The sequence below is a fragment of the Aliinostoc maniaoense genome (genome assembly GCF_058172895.1).
Window position 1 is genome coordinate 3,891,624 of sequence record NZ_CP187952.1, and the last position, 15,933, is coordinate 3,907,556.

Annotated in this window: 12 protein-coding genes and 1 tRNA gene; 1 reads left to right on the plus strand and 12 read right to left on the minus strand. The window is 35.3% G+C overall.

Annotation, left to right across the window (positions count from 1 at the left end; translation table 11 throughout):
• Nucleotides 1-13: 13 nt before the first annotated feature.
• From ACPZ3T_RS16820 to ACPZ3T_RS16865, 10 genes are all read right to left on the minus strand, one after another.
• Entirely contained in the window at nt 14-1,192 is a 1,179-nt protein-coding gene (locus tag ACPZ3T_RS16820; RefSeq protein ID WP_490270620.1) for an endo-1,4-beta-xylanase, read from the minus strand.
• A 5-nt stretch (nt 1,193-1,197) separates the two neighbouring features.
• Nucleotides 1,198-2,430 (minus strand): glycosyltransferase family 4 protein, encoded by a 1,233-nt coding sequence (locus ACPZ3T_RS16825; protein WP_490270621.1) that lies wholly within the window; start codon nt 2,428-2,430, stop codon nt 1,198-1,200.
• The gene (locus ACPZ3T_RS16830; protein ID WP_490270622.1) at nt 2,414-3,715 is read right to left on the minus strand and encodes a nucleotide sugar dehydrogenase; all 1,302 of its coding nucleotides are present in this window, start codon (nt 3,713-3,715) and stop codon (nt 2,414-2,416) included. The genes ACPZ3T_RS16825 and ACPZ3T_RS16830 overlap by 17 nt, the downstream gene beginning before the upstream one ends.
• Nucleotides 3,716-3,772: 57 nt before the next feature.
• The gene (locus ACPZ3T_RS16835) at nt 3,773-4,840 is read right to left on the minus strand and encodes a glycosyltransferase family 4 protein (protein WP_490270623.1); all 1,068 of its coding nucleotides are present in this window, start codon (nt 4,838-4,840) and stop codon (nt 3,773-3,775) included.
• Between the two features lie 35 nt (nt 4,841-4,875).
• Entirely contained in the window at nt 4,876-6,144 is a 1,269-nt protein-coding gene (locus ACPZ3T_RS16840) for an O-antigen ligase family protein (RefSeq protein ID WP_490270624.1), read from the minus strand.
• 210 nt (nt 6,145-6,354) lie between these two features.
• Complete coding sequence (locus ACPZ3T_RS16845) at nt 6,355-7,299, minus strand: glycosyltransferase family 2 protein (protein ID WP_490270625.1); 945 nt, start codon at nt 7,297-7,299, stop codon at nt 6,355-6,357.
• Between the two features lie 60 nt (nt 7,300-7,359).
• Nucleotides 7,360-8,802, minus strand: a complete 1,443-nt coding sequence (locus ACPZ3T_RS16850; protein ID WP_490270626.1) for an oligosaccharide flippase family protein — start codon at nt 8,800-8,802, stop codon at nt 7,360-7,362.
• Between the two features lie 51 nt (nt 8,803-8,853).
• Nucleotides 8,854-9,948, minus strand: a complete 1,095-nt coding sequence (locus ACPZ3T_RS16855; RefSeq protein WP_490270627.1) for a glycosyltransferase family 2 protein — start codon at nt 9,946-9,948, stop codon at nt 8,854-8,856.
• Between the two features lie 133 nt (nt 9,949-10,081).
• Nucleotides 10,082-11,746 carry an alkaline phosphatase family protein gene (locus tag ACPZ3T_RS16860; protein ID WP_490270628.1) on the minus strand — a complete coding sequence of 555 codons (1,665 nt, stop codon included), beginning with the start codon at nt 11,744-11,746 and terminating at the stop codon, nt 10,082-10,084.
• An 85-nt stretch (nt 11,747-11,831) separates the two neighbouring features.
• Nucleotides 11,832-13,277: a sugar transferase gene (locus tag ACPZ3T_RS16865; RefSeq protein ID WP_490270629.1), complete on the minus strand. Its 1,446-nt coding sequence runs from the start codon at nt 13,275-13,277 to the stop codon at nt 11,832-11,834.
• A gap of 1,335 nt (nt 13,278-14,612) precedes the next feature.
• Between ACPZ3T_RS16865 and ACPZ3T_RS16870 the strand changes: the two genes are divergently transcribed.
• Nucleotides 14,613-15,233, plus strand: coding sequence for a class I SAM-dependent methyltransferase (locus tag ACPZ3T_RS16870; RefSeq protein ID WP_490270630.1), 621 nt, complete (start codon nt 14,613-14,615; stop codon nt 15,231-15,233).
• A 142-nt stretch (nt 15,234-15,375) separates the two neighbouring features.
• Here the strand turns inward: ACPZ3T_RS16870 and ACPZ3T_RS16875 are convergent, their stop codons facing one another.
• Nucleotides 15,376-15,639 (minus strand): Arm DNA-binding domain-containing protein, encoded by a 264-nt coding sequence (locus ACPZ3T_RS16875; RefSeq protein ID WP_490270631.1) that lies wholly within the window; start codon nt 15,637-15,639, stop codon nt 15,376-15,378.
• A gap of 189 nt (nt 15,640-15,828) precedes the next feature.
• A tRNA-Gly gene (locus ACPZ3T_RS16880) sits at nt 15,829-15,899 on the minus strand.
• Between the last annotated feature and the right edge of the window lie 34 nt (nt 15,900-15,933).

The window sequence follows — 15,933 nt, forward strand, 5'->3', positions numbered from 1 at the left end:
ACCTGAAAAATTACTAACGTTTAGGTGCTTGATCAAAGGCACGAGCAATGGCATTCCATGCCAACTTGCGGTTCATGTCTGCGTCCAATGGTAGAGGGCGTACTGGTAATCTATCTGGCCTAGGGCGAAATTCTGAAAGCCATGTATAGCGATCGCTCAAACCCCAAGTTATAACTGCAATCACAGCTTTTTCATCCAAAACTGCTGAGAGGTAATCTTCATAGGCTGCGGCAATCATGCGATCGCGTCTATTTATATCCAAAGGCAGTTTTTGGTCTTTGATGTCCATCTCAGTAATCAGGATTTTTAAACCTAAACTAGCCACATTCTTGAGGAATTCTCTGAATTTTTGGGGATTAAAACTCTTGCTATCTGCTGATAAATGAGCCTGTATACCAAGAGCATGAATAGGAGTCCCTTTTGACTTTAAACGTTCTAATAGACTTAATACAGCCTGACGTTTTGCCTCATCTTTAGATATGTCATAATCTAAGCCGTAATCATTGTAAACTAATAAAGCCTTGGAGTCAGCTTGAGCCGCTAAACGAAAGGCCATCTCAATGTAATCTGTCCCTAGGAACTCTAACCAAGGTGTTTTGCGTAAACCATTAGACATCTGCTCCCAGGGTGCAATTGCTTCATTTACTACATCCCAAGAATGAATTTTGCCTGCATAACGTCCTGCAATGGTTTGGATATGATTGGTCAATAATGATTCTGCATTTTGGCGATTAACCTGTTCTTTAAACCATTTTGGTAAAGCATGATGCCATACTAGGGTCTGACCACGAAAAATCAGACCATTTTCTTGGGAAAAATTAGCCATCCAATCAGATGCTTTAAAATCAAAACTATCTCGATTAGGACGTAGCCTTTTATTACCAGAAGACCATTTTAGTTCCCATTCTGGAACTATCATCCCACACTCTTCCAGAAAAACTTTGGTAAATTCTGGATCTGATCGAAGGTGGTCATAACGAGCTGCCGCACCATAAATGAATCCTTTAGCAGCAGCGCGTTCTTTTAAAGATTTTTCTCCATTAGCATTAAACTTTCGTTCTGGGTTGTCAAGGGATTGAATACTGTAATTTGGATATATGGATTTCCCCTGTACGAGAGTAGTAATACCCGCTAAAGTTCCTAATTTCAGTAAAAAATCTCGCCGTTTGTTAAATTTACTGTTGTTGGACATAATGATTATTTATTAACTTTAATTTTCACAACTTCAGGTAAATATTGATTTTGCAAAGCTTTCTCATAGGCCTCTAATAACTTAGGGGCTTGATGTCGCCACTCAAGATTATTTTCCATCCTTTTTCTACCGAAATATCCCATCTGTTGGCGCTGTTCAGCATCTTCTAGAAGCTTAAGAATATTTTCTGCGAAATCCACCACATCATTACCCTTCGCATAAACAGATGCTCTCTGGGCTGAACACCTTCCCTCCAAAAGATCAAATTGGACAATGGGTTTTCCCATCGCCATGTACTCCATAATCTTGTTCATAGTTGAACGCTCATTGTAAGGCATTTTTTTATCAGGATTAACACATACATCACAGCTGGAAAGCCTTTCGATAAGCTCTTGATCAGGGATACGCCCCGTAAATTCTACAAACTCATTTACTTCCAATTCTTCAGATAGTTTCTGAAGTTTTTCAAACATTGGTCCACTGCCAATGAGCATAAACTGAATGTCTTGGCGTTTTTTCTCATAGATAATGTAACGCACCGATTGCAACAAGTAATCAATGCCTTCTGGTTCCCCCATAACACCAACATATCCCACTAAGTAGTTCCGTCCTTTACGGTAGACTGGATTAGGAGTCACAGGTTGAAAGCGAGAAAGATCCGGTCCACTGCGAACAATAAAGATATCCTCTGGATTTTTACCTCCACGAGTAAGTGCTATTTCTCGGTAAGACTCATTAGTACAAATGACGACCTTTGCTGTGGCAAAAGTTAATCTTTCAACTAAGCGGAGTCCATAATAGAAAATGTCTCGTCGTGCATACTTAGCCTCATACATTTCTGGATTAATATCGTGGTGGTCAAATATAACTTTTACGCCCTTAAAAAACTTGAACCATCCTGCTACTAAAAACAGTAAGTCTGGAGGGTTACAAATATGGACAATATCAAAGCCTCTCTCCCTCCACGCCCGATGAGCTAGACGAAACTCCCAATAGATTGCGGTTGCATACTCTTTGATATAGCCTGTGACTGAACTGATATCAGGTGGCATTTCGTGGCGATAGATATGAACTTGATCAATTACCTCATAGTCTTTTTCAAAACCTTTTCCTTTCGGACAAATCACGGAAACTTCATACCCTGCTTTGATCAGAGTGTTGGATTCCATCCATACCCGTCGGTCAAAGGGAACAGGGAGATTCTCAACAATAATTAGTACCTTACCAAGCGATGCCATGATAATCTAACTCCTGAGTTGGTTTATTAAGAACACCTGCCAAATCCAGAATCCGCATTCCTTTGGGAGCGTTAAGTAATACTTGGCGAAATTCTGGTGTAGCATGGCTAACCACTGCTAAATCTGCTTCTGCCAGAGCTTCCTGAGCATTTGGAACCAGCAGTGCCTCAAAGTGAGGCAAGTTACTTTGGATATAGGCCAGGTTGGTTCCCATTAGTCGAGCTTCATAGACGGCTTGGTCGTAAATTTTTACCTGGCAGCCTTCTCCAATTAACCGCTTGACTAGCAGGACTGCTGGACTTTCTCTTACATCGTCTGTACCAGGTTTAAATGCCAACCCTAACAGAGCAACTTTTCTATTCCCAAGGCGCAAAACTTCCTGTGCAGCCAAATCAACTTGGATAGTGTTTGTATTCGGAAGGGCGTTGAGAAGGGGAACTGGTACATCCATGTTGCGTGCATAGTAAAGTAAGGCACTCAAATCTTTAGGCAGACAGGAACCACCATAGGCAAAACCGGGACGCATATAGGCAGGGGAAATGTTTAATTTGGTATCTTGCACTATGATGTTCATCACTTCCCGTCCATCTACACCAAAGGCTTTGGCCACCCGTCCAATTTCATTAGCAAAGCCTACCTTGGTAGCGTGCCAACAATTAGCTACATATTTAACCATTTCTGCCACAGCTGGTTGGACTACAGTTACTGGTGCATCTACTGTGGCGTACATTTGACGAACCGCTGCTTCTGCTACAGCAGATTCAGTACCGATAATAGTGTAGGGTGGTCGATCATAATCTCGAATAGCCGAGCCTTCTCGTAAGAACTCTGGGTTAAAGGCTAGGTGAATAGAGCTATTACCGATAATACTATCCAAAAGATTCTGACATTTTTCTAATGTGCCTGGAGGGACAGTACTACGCAAGACAATCACATGAGTTCCATGTTTGCGATTGGCAGCAGTGCCAATCTGCTTACACACATTCCAAACATAATTCAGATTGGGTTCTCCTCTCTCAGTTGGTGGCGTACCCACACTAATTAGGGAAACATCTGAAGATAGTACCGCAGATTCCGTATCTGTAGTAGCTTTAATTAGGTTAGCTACCACTCCATCAGCCAGCAACTGACTCAATCCAGGTTCTACTATGGGTGACTTTCCCTGGGCAATTAAATTTACTTTTTCTGGATTGATATCTACTCCGATTACTTGGTGTCCGTCTCGTGACAAGCAGGCAGCAGTTACAGCACCAACATATCCCAAACCAAAAATGCTAATTTTCATAACCGAGATTTTGTTTTTCATAAAGAACAAAACAACAAAACCATTGAGGCGCTCTAATTAACTATGAGAATTTAAAATTGAGCGATATAAATCTAGATAAGAAAGCCAATGATTTTTGATATCGAGAGGAATAACACTTGTTCTTGCCTTAACCCCTAAAGTCAGCCTTAAACTCTCATTTTCAATCAATGTCTTAAGATTCTCCGATAGCTGCTCAATATCACCTGGTTCAACAATTAATCCATTTTCTGCATGAGTAACTATTTCTGATATACCTCCCACTGGAGTCACAATAACTGGTAATTCCCAAGCCATTGCTTCTAACATGGCTAATGGTAAACCTTCGTTGTAAGATGGCAAGATAAAAACATCGGCTTCGGCTAGAAGAATATCACGTTCTTCTGCATCTATCCAGCCAGGAAGTTGAATATACTCCTCTAAATTTAATGTTTTTACCAGATTGCGAGCTGCTTCTAAATCTCCATCTCCTGCCATAATCAAACAGCATTTATTTTTCTGTACATCAGGTAAAAGAGAAAAAGCTTTAATTAAATCAAATGCTCCTTTCCTTTTACCTACTCTTCCTAAAAAGAGTAGGTTCACTTTTTTGTAATCTGAACGATGTGGAACTTCAGATGGTACTTTGACTGGGTTATATAAAACTAAGACTTGTTCAGGTTTTAAGCCAAAGCTATTCGTATAAAATATTCTCCAACTTTCTGATAATACTATAAAGCGTTGACATCTACCAAATACCCAATTGAGCAATTTCTGCATCCATATGGAAAGTCCAGAGTAGAACTCATGAAATTGACTACCATGAGCATGAATAATTATTGGCTTGCGAAACACCCAAGCTACAAATGTCATAATTGCTTGACGGTATGCACTACCACGTTGGGAAATTTCAATTTGAACAATATCAACTTTTTGGGTTAATAGAACACCTATAAATTTAAATATAGCACTAAAAAATACACATATCTTGACAAATTTAGAACCTTCTTGATGAGTAATGATATGTGACGCTTCTACTTGTTCCGGGATATATTGCAAAAATAATTTTTCGTAATTAGCAATTCCCCCTTTTTGAGATAAATTTGGACCTAAAATAATAATTCTCATTTTTTATCTATCCTTATAATAAAAACAACAAATAACTATGATGAGGGTAGAACTTGATGTTTGTGATGTGATCCTACTACAAGTGATACTTCTACTTCTACATAGAGAATCCAGAATATATTATTTTGAATCAGCAAAGAACTTTCATTCACATTAATAATTAATAAATATAATAAAAATATCGTAGGAAAAAAACCTTCTAATGTTTTAGTAGTTCTTATGTAACTTAAGGACTTTAAAAAAAGTATTACAAATCCGATAATAAAGATTGTTACTCCTAAAAAACCCAAATCTAACCAGATTTCTAAAAAGCCATTATGGGCATTGGGGGGTGTCCACCCAGAAGCATACCAAACTGAAGCTGACTCACCATCTAAACCTCGCCAAAAGCCACTGAATCCATAACCCAACCACGGACGTTCCCATATTTTCTCCCAGACTAAAGGCCAAAGATAAGTACGCCCAGTCAGGGTAGCATCTTTGCCAATTGAAGCTAGAAGAGTATCGAAATGACTTTGCACAAATAAAAATGAAACAATACAAATTAGAAATATACCACTTAAGACTGAAGGGAGAAAGATAATAGGATATCGAAAAACCCGCAATATAAAAAATATTAGTATCAAATTAATAAAAGTGAGTATTGATGAACTAGAACGAGTCATCACTAAGCAAACTATAGACAAACTAAAAATAAACCATAAGAGTCGGCGACAGTTTTTATTCTCAATAAGCAAGGCTAAAAAGTTAACTCCAGCCAAAGCTATTATTCTGCCAAAAACATTTTTATGAGTGTAAATTCCTCTTAATGCACCTGAATGTGTAGCACCCATAAATCCATATTGTGGTAATCCTACTGCAAATAGTAAACTTAATACTATTGCTATAGCAAACATCCAGGTGATTAATTGAAATTGCTCTTTCAAGGTATAGCGAGTAGCAAAGTACATTCCAAAAAGGGTAGTTCCTAACAACGCTATACTGCGAGTTGTAGTTATATTTGGATCAGAAGACCAAATTATAGATGCTATAGGTAATAGAGATAATAACCAACTAAACCTAACTTTACTAAGTATGAAAACTGCTTGTCTCCAACGACATAGCAGTAGGAGGAAAGTGAATAGATAAATTAACATAAATATAACTTGTATTAAAGCTGTATCGGTATTTCTGGTAGTTCCATCTCCCTGACTGAATCCTCCTGATATGATTAGCATCAATAGTCCTCCAGAATATAACAGTAAGGAAACAACTGTGAATACCTTTTCTAAAGCTAGTAATACTTTTGTCTGGTTAATGTTCATAGTTTTAATCCGCATAATATCAACGAGCTTTTATTTATTTTTTGATTTATATCGTTTATTGTTTTGTGATAATTTGCATTATTATCGGCAATGTTTGGCTAATTTAAATATTTCTAAAAATTAGCTAGTATAACTGTTTTTATTTGGTGTTTTAGATGGCAATATTGTGAATAATTAGTATTATTCTGCTACAGTAAATATATTTTATATTTATTTATATTTTGTTAATAGTGAGCGCAATCTTTGCCGCAAATTATGAGGTATGAACCACATCAATAAGTATGACAAAATATCTATAGGTCTAGGCTTGCCAAATTTTAGGGCTTCCACTAGCAGAGGTACGAAAGACTGCCAATTACCTTGTATAGAAGCTTGTACACTTACAAATGTTGTAATAAATGATGAATATGCCCGTGGTGTAACTAGATCGGAAACAGAACGAATCCAATCTAAAGAATATTTCCAGTTATTCATGTTACTTAAGCTTTTACGACTTGGGTCAAACGTAACATTAATAATAGCCATAGGTTCAGGTATAAACTCGATTCCTACACCTTCAGTAATACAAGCTCTAAGCAACCAGTCCCAATCTTCATGTTTTGTTAAATTTTCGTTAAAAGGTATCTTTATTAGTAATTCTTTTTTAGTCAAAATTGTAGGAGTAGCTATAGAGGTTTCTCCGCGAAATAAGGAGTTCCGAACATATAAGTATTCACTGACAGGTTCTGAAGGGCGTGGTAGTCTTCCAGGCCAAATGAATTCGCCACTGCCAGTATGGGCAAAGAAGCGGCAGGAAACAATAGGAAAAGCGTAAGGTGACTTATGTGCTGCTTCAAGTTGACGCTCAATTTTTTCTGGTAGCCATTCATCATCATCATCAAGAAAAGCTATCCAAGTACCTTTAGCTACTGTAACACCAACATTTCTAGCACCTGAAGGGCCAATATTAACAGGTATTTCTATGACTCTCAGTTGTGGATATTCTATCTTTTGCAGTTCCTTAACTGTAGACTCATCAGGACCATCTACAATTACAATGACTTCAATTAATTTTACTGTTTGAGCTAAAACACTTCTGACTGCTTTGCTGACCAATTTAGGTCTATTTCGGGTAGGAATTACGACACTGACTATTTCTTGGATAGATTCAATCATAGTTTTTATAGCAATTTGAGAAATTGGTTGATAATTAAAATAGAAATTTAGTTGCCAAGTTTAACCTCTACTTTTGTCAATAAATTTTTGTTTTAAAGCTCCAATACCTCCTGATAAATAAGTGGCGATCGTACTTAACAATAGTATGTAAATTAAAATATTGATAGTGATAATTGCAGCAATATTAAAATTGAGCATGGTAACAAAGTAAAGTATAATTGCCATTAAACTACTAATCAGTAGTGGTAACTTGATAATTCTCCATAAATCTATAGCAAACACACGCGTATATACAGCAAATGTCAAAGTAGAAAAACTAGCAACTGACCTCAACACACTCATGTAACCTGCTCCCATGAGTTTATATTCTGAAATAAGCAAAATTCCTGCAAAAATCGCAACAGTATTAGTAATTAATACTTCTATTAATTGAAACTTTTCATAACCATTAGCTGTTAATAAATAGTTGAATGTTCTAGAAAAACTGGATGTGATCACAGAAATAGTTAGTAACCTAAATATTAAACCCATACCATGAAAATTTTCATCTTTATAGATAAGAAGTAGTAAATCTTCTCCTACAAAGGTTAAGGAAACAAAGAATGGTAAACTCATAAATAAGAGAACAGTAATAATATTTTCTGCTATTTCTTTTTGTTGTGATTTGCCAACATTAGCAGATTTAGATAATTTAGGAAATCCTGCTAAACTGACGCTACGAGAGATAATAAAAAATGGTTGCAGTATTTGTTTCATTGCACCATAAATGCCAATTAATATTTCACTTCCCAACAAAGATATTAAAAGAATGTCTATTCTAGCGGCCAAAATTCCCATACTTTCAATAGCTAAAAATGTCCATACTTTATTAATATTTTCCCACATAAATTCTGTATTAATTTGCCATTTTGTTTTAATTTCTCTAGTTATTAGTAGCCATTCAATTATAAAAATTGCTAATTCTGAAATAACCAAAATTATACATATATGTTTAATCCCATAATTCAAATTAATAGCAAAAATAATGATAATGAGTCTAAGAAAGTAAATTGGTACAGTAGAGATAGCAACTAGGTGCATTCTCTCCTGTGCTTGCAAAATTGATTCAGCAATATTAGAAAGTCCAAAGGGAATAACTGCTAAACCAATGATGTAACAAACCATTGATGTATCAACACTATAGGGAAGTAGGAAAATTACTCCTAATAGTGCTAGATAACTGATCATACAAAAAAATAGTTGTAATATTAGTCCATTGACTAAATAAAGAGATGTTGAGTTGGGATTGCGGGCAATTTCCCGTGTAAATAAAGTTTTAAAACCTTGGGAACCAAGATTAACAAAAATGTAAAAGAAACTAATGCCCAACAAATATTGTCCTAATGCTTCTGCTCCTAATGTTCTAGCTATAATAGCAGTTAATATGAGGTTGGCAATACCTTGACTAAATTGTTGTATTACCACTGATAATGAATTTAAAAGAAAGTTTCGTTTTTCTGACATTAGTATTAAATATAACAGTTGATTTGGCACACATTAATTACATTCCATCTATCAAGAAATTTTAGCTATGGTGTTGACTATATCTCTTTTTCTGGTTTTCCTGGGACTCTGATAGCCATATGAGAATTGAGAATAATGTCTTCGCTTTTTGGTTGAGTAAAAAATGTCATAAGCAGCTTTATTTCCAAATAAGTAGAATTGGATACGACGATTGAAAATACCTGGCATATTTAGGCACAAACAGACAAAAAAGTAGGGATTATAGACCATTTCTTTTAAAGCCTTTAATAATCTTTTGTTCTTAAGTGGTTCAATAACTCGGTAGTAAGATAAATATCTTTTAAATACTTGATATTTTGCATATAAAGCACGAGCTAAACGAGTTGATTTTTTAATGATTTGCTCTTTTTCTATAAAAGCTAATGTTGCTTCACAATCTTGAGTAAGGCGTATTAATTTGTTAGTATAAACCAAAGATAATGAGCGAGAAAGATAAAAATAATATGGTTCTGGCACTAAATAAAAATTAGCTCCTCGAACTAAACAGGTCAAAGTTAACCAAAAGTCTTCAGAAACTTTTAATCCTGTATCATATTGAATATTATGTTGCATCAAAAAGGCTCGCTTAAATAAAGGCTTCGAGAAACCTAACTGCAAACCTTGTTTTTTATATACATCTGTTTCCACAAAATATACTGGTTCAATTTGCTTAATTGTTGGTACAAATTCTCCACTTTCTTTAATTAGGGTACTCCAGGGATATTCTTCACCATCTTTAATCAGATATAAATCATCAGCAATCATATCTGCGTTTTTTTGATACGCTAATTCTACAAGTCTTTCTAGTCGTTCTGGCGCATACCAATCATCTGAATCTAAAACCGCAATCCAATTCCCTTTAGCTTCCTGAATTGCTCGATTACGACTAGCACCTACACCTAAGTTTTCTGGGTTTACAAAAACTTTTAAACGTTCATCTGTAAAGTTTTTGACTACTTCTAATGTGTTATCAGTTGAGGCATCATCTACTACAATTACTTCAATATTTTTAAGAGTTTGCCCTAATGCTGATTCTATTGAACGATGAATATATGCTGCTGTATTGTAAGCAGGAATGATTACAGAAACTTCTGGTTTGATATCCATTTTTATCTTTAAAATTCATCTAAATTGAACAAATACAGCAGATTGCAGATAAATAAGTACAGAATATATGTTAAAACCTGAAACTAAGTTAGTTTTACTTCTGACCCCTGAATTCTGCTGTATTTAAAAATTTCTAGCGATTAACTGCAAGGTTGAGCATTGTCTCACCATCAAAGTAATCGGGAATTGGTACACCCATAAGGTGTAAAATTGTTGCTGGTAAATCAACAGCTTCGCCTTGATGTAAATCAGAATTATGGGTAATGCCTGGGCCTTTAAATATCACAAATCCGCGATTCCAATGACCACCAGCACGGAAGTGAGTTAGAGGTCCAATTCGTCCATAATCAGGACTATCAACTACGTCAGTAATACGCTCTTCCCACAATACTACTAAGTCGCTATCGGGTAATTTAGGGCTATTATCGGTTGCAGATTTTCTAGTACGAACTACTTGTTTAACAATTGGTTCTCTACTCCTTGCATCCGTAAGACCATAAAGCAGTTGAGAGATTTCGTCACAAAGAGCATCATAATCAGCAGGAGCAACAATGCCTTGTGGTTCTCGCCCTTGCAAATTAATACGTATATGTCCAGTAGTAAAAGAAGGCAGAGCAAAAGCTTTCATTTGCGACCACAAAGGTTGATACCATCTGGCAGGCATCCACCCCATTGGTACTGACTGCTGCATTAATACGTAAGGAGAAGCTAAACCATTGTTATGTGAGTGTAAAAATTGACTGGGAATCCAAGGTTTAATTAGACGTTTAATGGGATTAGATTCGTAATTTTTAACCCAAATTTCTCCAGACCAAGAGTTTCTAATTGGGTTTTTTACCATTGGTGGTGAAGTAACACCCAATTGACCAGGGGCAATAGCTACCTTACCGGGAAAACTAAACCGATACAAAACTTCAGGTAAAATTGTGGTACTGAGTAAATCGCTATAGTTAGATCCCATACCGTGCAGTGAAAAACACAAAATATAGGCATCTTCAGGTGCTTCAGCTAATATTTTTCCTATAGCTTGATCAATATTTTGATAAGTTTCGAGTAATGGGTCAGGAAAAGTGCTATTTTTACTCAGATGGGAATGCAGGGGATGATCTGATTGGCTATAGTTATATATATCATGACCAGCTGTGTGAGGCTCACCGAAAACTGCTAAGAATAAATCCCAAGATTCTTGTCTTAGTAAGTCACAACAAATAGCTGTGCGTTGGTCAATACTCTCTTTCAGTGCTTCCTGTAGCCATTTGACATATGCTTTATCCCACCAAATACCGACATCATTGAATAGGATAGGATTTTTTCCATATTTATTAATAATATCTGCCAATATTTGCGGTGGATGAGAATAGCTAGGTGTATAGGGATAATGGCCTCCCCAACCTAAAATTTGAATGCCATTTACTTGTTTCGACAGTCTGGTTACGGGTACATCAAATACTGCTACTTTGTATTTATCACCGAGTGCATAAAAGGGTGGATATTCTTGATAGTCGTATCCACTCATATTTAGATCACATTCAATATCATAGCTCTTAAGTTGATACTTGACAGTATCCCAATACCCTGTAGTGTGAGATTTACAACCTGTAGAAAATGCTGCCCATAAAGGCTCGGTTACTGCAAATTCTGTTGTCTTACCACAGTATTTAATTGTGTTTTTGAGACGGACATATGTTCCTTGTTCACAAAGTATACCAATGTTTTTTAAATAATTTTGTGAAATCCATTTTTCTAACAAAACTGGATCGGCGGCATCTAGTCCAATTGCAATTACAGGCTTTTTCATTGTTCTTAGGATTATAAAATAAATAAAATATCGATTGAGTGACGTGACGTTTATTTAGATAATTGCTATTACAATGTTTGATGTTTTAGTATGCCCCTTCTTTTGTTAAAACTACTTTTAATGTTCTCAAGATGATTTGAAAATCTAACTTTAGTGACCAATTTTCAATGTAGTTGATGTCAAGATTAATTACTTGCTCAAAATCTAAAATGTTTGAGCGTCCTGAAACTTGCCAAAGACCTGTTACACCTGGTAAAACTTCTTGGCGAATAAAATGACGTTCGGAAAACTTATGAACATCTCTAATTGGTAAAGGACGAGGCCCAACTAGGCTCATTTCTCCTAACAAAACATTAAATAGTTGTGGTAACTCATCTAAACTATAACGACGCAGAAATTTACCGACACGGGTAATACGAGGATCATCTTTGATTTTGAAGAGGATGCCATCTTTAGTTTCGTTTAATGCTTCTAACTCTTTTTGCAATTTATCTGCATCGGTTCTCATAGTACGAAATTTACAAACTTTAAACTCTTGTCCACGTAGCCCTATACGAGTCTGTTTATAGAAAACTGGGCCTGGAGAGTCTAATTTGATAGCTATAGCGATCGCTATATAAATAGGAAAGAAAAACACTAAAAATAAAACAGTAGCACAAAAGTCAAAGCTCTTCTTAATCCAGAAATCTTTACCTGTAATTACAGGACAATCAAAACTCAGACAAGCTATTCCTCCTATTTGCTGCAATTTAACTTGTCTGTCAATTGGTTTTAATTCCATTGGTAAAATATGTACAGTTATGCCAGATACTTGAAATAACCAGCATACAAACATTCTGTTTTTAATGGCATCCCAAGCAATGAAAACTTCTGTCACGCCCAAATCATTTAATTTTGCCAGAGTTTCTTGCCGATTAGCTCTGTCTAATGAATTAGCCCCTGCATTTCCACAAATAATATAGCGTTCTTCTTTTTCAATTGAATTAATTGCTTTTTCATTATCTTCTGTGTGACAAATAAGAAAAACAGGAATACGTGCAAATAGTTTTTTTCGACGCAGATATTTAATATAAATATTGATTAAAAATCTACTAGCGCAGACAAAAAACATACTCATTAGCCAAGACAATATAAAATAGGAGTGAGGAAGATATAATATAGGTACATATAAAAAACAAATAAATATTATCACTCCATGAGCAAAAGTTAAAGTTTTAGCAATACCCAAATAGTCAGAACGATTTTTTCCTGAACCGTAACTTTGTTGAATCATGAGCGCAGCTATTTGGACAAAAATTAATCCTGGAATATAACTCTTTGATGTATTCCATAAAGGATCTACAGAGGAAGCATGATATTTAGCTAATAACCAAGTCAGTGATAAAACAATAGTATCTACTGAAAGTAGTGTTAGTAATCGTAACCACCAATTTCCTTTTCTAAGTTGCACAGATGCAGATGCACGTAAATCGAGGGCAACATTACTCAAAGTTTTAGGTGATTTTTGTTGGATAATACTTGGATTAATCATGATCAGCCTTTTTAGTTTTTTTTGGCTCGCCTAGACTAGCTATCTAAAATTAATACTTAACACTAGCTTGAATTATTACATAGCGAAGAATGCAAACAAATAAAGCGATTTTTGTTAAGGGACTTCCAGAAAATAAATTATTCAATAATGAAGAGCGAAGACACAAGCAGATTCTTTCTCCCTCTGCTCTCCTGCTTCCTCTGCTCATCAAAGGGATTGTATATTTTTTTAGTTGGAAGTCCCTTAATCCTTTATTTTGTATTACTAAAAACTTGCTATAGCAACTACTTTAGCCTGTTTTTATTATTAATTTATCATAACTACTCTAGGAAGGTTTTTTTTAGTATTGTGATGCAAAAACTTGTGTAGACGATTAATCAATCATTTCCTGATTGAACAAATATTTATCTGCAGCAATCCAAAGTTAAATGTGAGACAATATCGAAACTAAAAGTAAGCATTTATAAGCCTTTCAGCTATTTTATCTCTCACAACTGGTTGAGGACTAGGAAATATTAATTCATAAAGTATTTGATCAGGTATTGATTGGAAAAATTAAATGCCTAATGTCAAATTAATTGGAGAGGATCATTATCTTACTTAAGATATCATTTCACACTTTCAAGAACATAAAAAAGTTTACACTGGATATATACACAAACACACGATTTTGGTGCTTAATAAATAAACTATTTGTTCTTGAAATGTTAATTTCACATAGGTGATTTCAGTAATTTCACCCTCTTATGTACGTGTACATTAGCAATTTTGATATGCTATGCAAATCTATCTTAGGATACATTAATATTTTTATTTTTTTAGATAATTAATTTCAAGTTAAATTGCATTAATATATACATCTGTAATAATTAACAAGATAAAACCTCTATCATGCGATAGATTGTTGTGACTATTTAAACCAATACAATGCACTTTAGCTAGTAGTTTAAGGATTTAAGCATCCTGTAAGCTAATGAGCATTTAAGTTGCATAAAACCAGGGCTAAAGCCCTTACTACAAGCTAGTCAGTCTGGAAAAATGAATGACGATTAGGTTATTTAATCCTAAATAAATAATTTTTACTCTGATGGAATACCTCTTTATAGTTATTTGAATGTGAGTCGAAAATAAAAGATTAGATTTGATCCGTTGATCAAAAATAGTTTTTTCAGCCATCTAGACCAAATAATCAGCAGTAGATAAAATATTTTTTGGAGTTATAAGCAGAATATGTATAATTTCACAAAAAAAATATATGATCATACCCTCAATAACTCGTGGGCAACTAAACTTAGAAAGAAGCGTTTCTCTTTATTCATATCTATATTAGAATCAATGCCCTCTCCGATAAAAATACTCGATGTTGGGGGAACACTAAACTTTTGGGATACTTTAGGTTTTTTGAGTGAAGAAATTAAAGATATAAAAATTATTTTACTAAATGTAGAACCTCCTGCAAAAATCTCAAAATCTCCAATTATAAAACAAGTGATTGGAGATGCGACAAATATGCTGGAGTTTCCAGCAAATGAATTTGATATAGTTTTTTCAAATTCAGTGATTGAACACGTAGGCGATTATGATAAACAGCGTCAGATGGCGAATGAAGTAATGCGAGTAGGGAAAAAATATTTTGTTCAAACGCCTAATCTTTTCTTTCCGATTGAACCCCACTTTATTTTTCCTTTCTTCCAATTTCTACCAGTAAATCTTCGTGTATGGCTACTAACCAATTTCGCACTTGGATGGTACGACAAGGTGACAGATAAACGGTTGGCTAGAAGTATAGCCACTTCAATCAAGTTATTGAGTAAGAGACAATTCCTGAATCTGTTTCCTGGAGGGCAACTTTATGAAGAAAAGTTTTTTGGTTTAACTAAGTCCTTCATGGTCTATGGAGAATCATCAGTGGTCAGCCCAAACCCAGATTTCGAAGCTGTGGAAAAAAATTATTAAATTCGGTTAAGCGTGTATATAATCACCAGTACCTACCCAAAGGGAGATTGCGGGTAGGGACTTCCAAGAAATAAAATCCCCAAAGCATAATAATGATAATCATTATTTTATAGATATCAAATTATGATTTTTGCTGAGTAATTTATTTCTTGGAAGTCCCTAATGTCAGGTTCGGCAGTGCTGAGTGCTGAGTCAGACTTGGATCAAAATTTCCTGACGCAATATCCAATTCAATCTGATTTTTCTTGGCTTCTGCTGCTTTACGGTTTATTTTTGTATCGGGTAAACCAAGCGATAGATAATACCTTTTCCCTCCATAGCGAAACCGTAGCTGTAACCTACCATTGGAATCAATAATCGAAACACTTCCCTTGGGTACTTTCCCTTTAGGTGTCTTACTGTACATATTTAATTGTTTTTCGTTTATTTTAGTACATATGTTCGCTACACCCAGTTTACACCCACTTTACACCCAAAATAACCTAAACCACCCCAAATTTTTATCAATTTTTGGTGCGTATGTACTATTAAAATAACTATTCGATAAATGCAAAAAACCCTTGTAGGGCTTACCTCACAAGGGTTTTAGTCTTTAAGCGGGCGGCGGGAATCGAACCCGCATTAATAGCTTGGAAGGCTATAGTTTTACCACTAAACTACGCCCGCAAATTTACAACTGCTCTAATATAGCACAATTTTA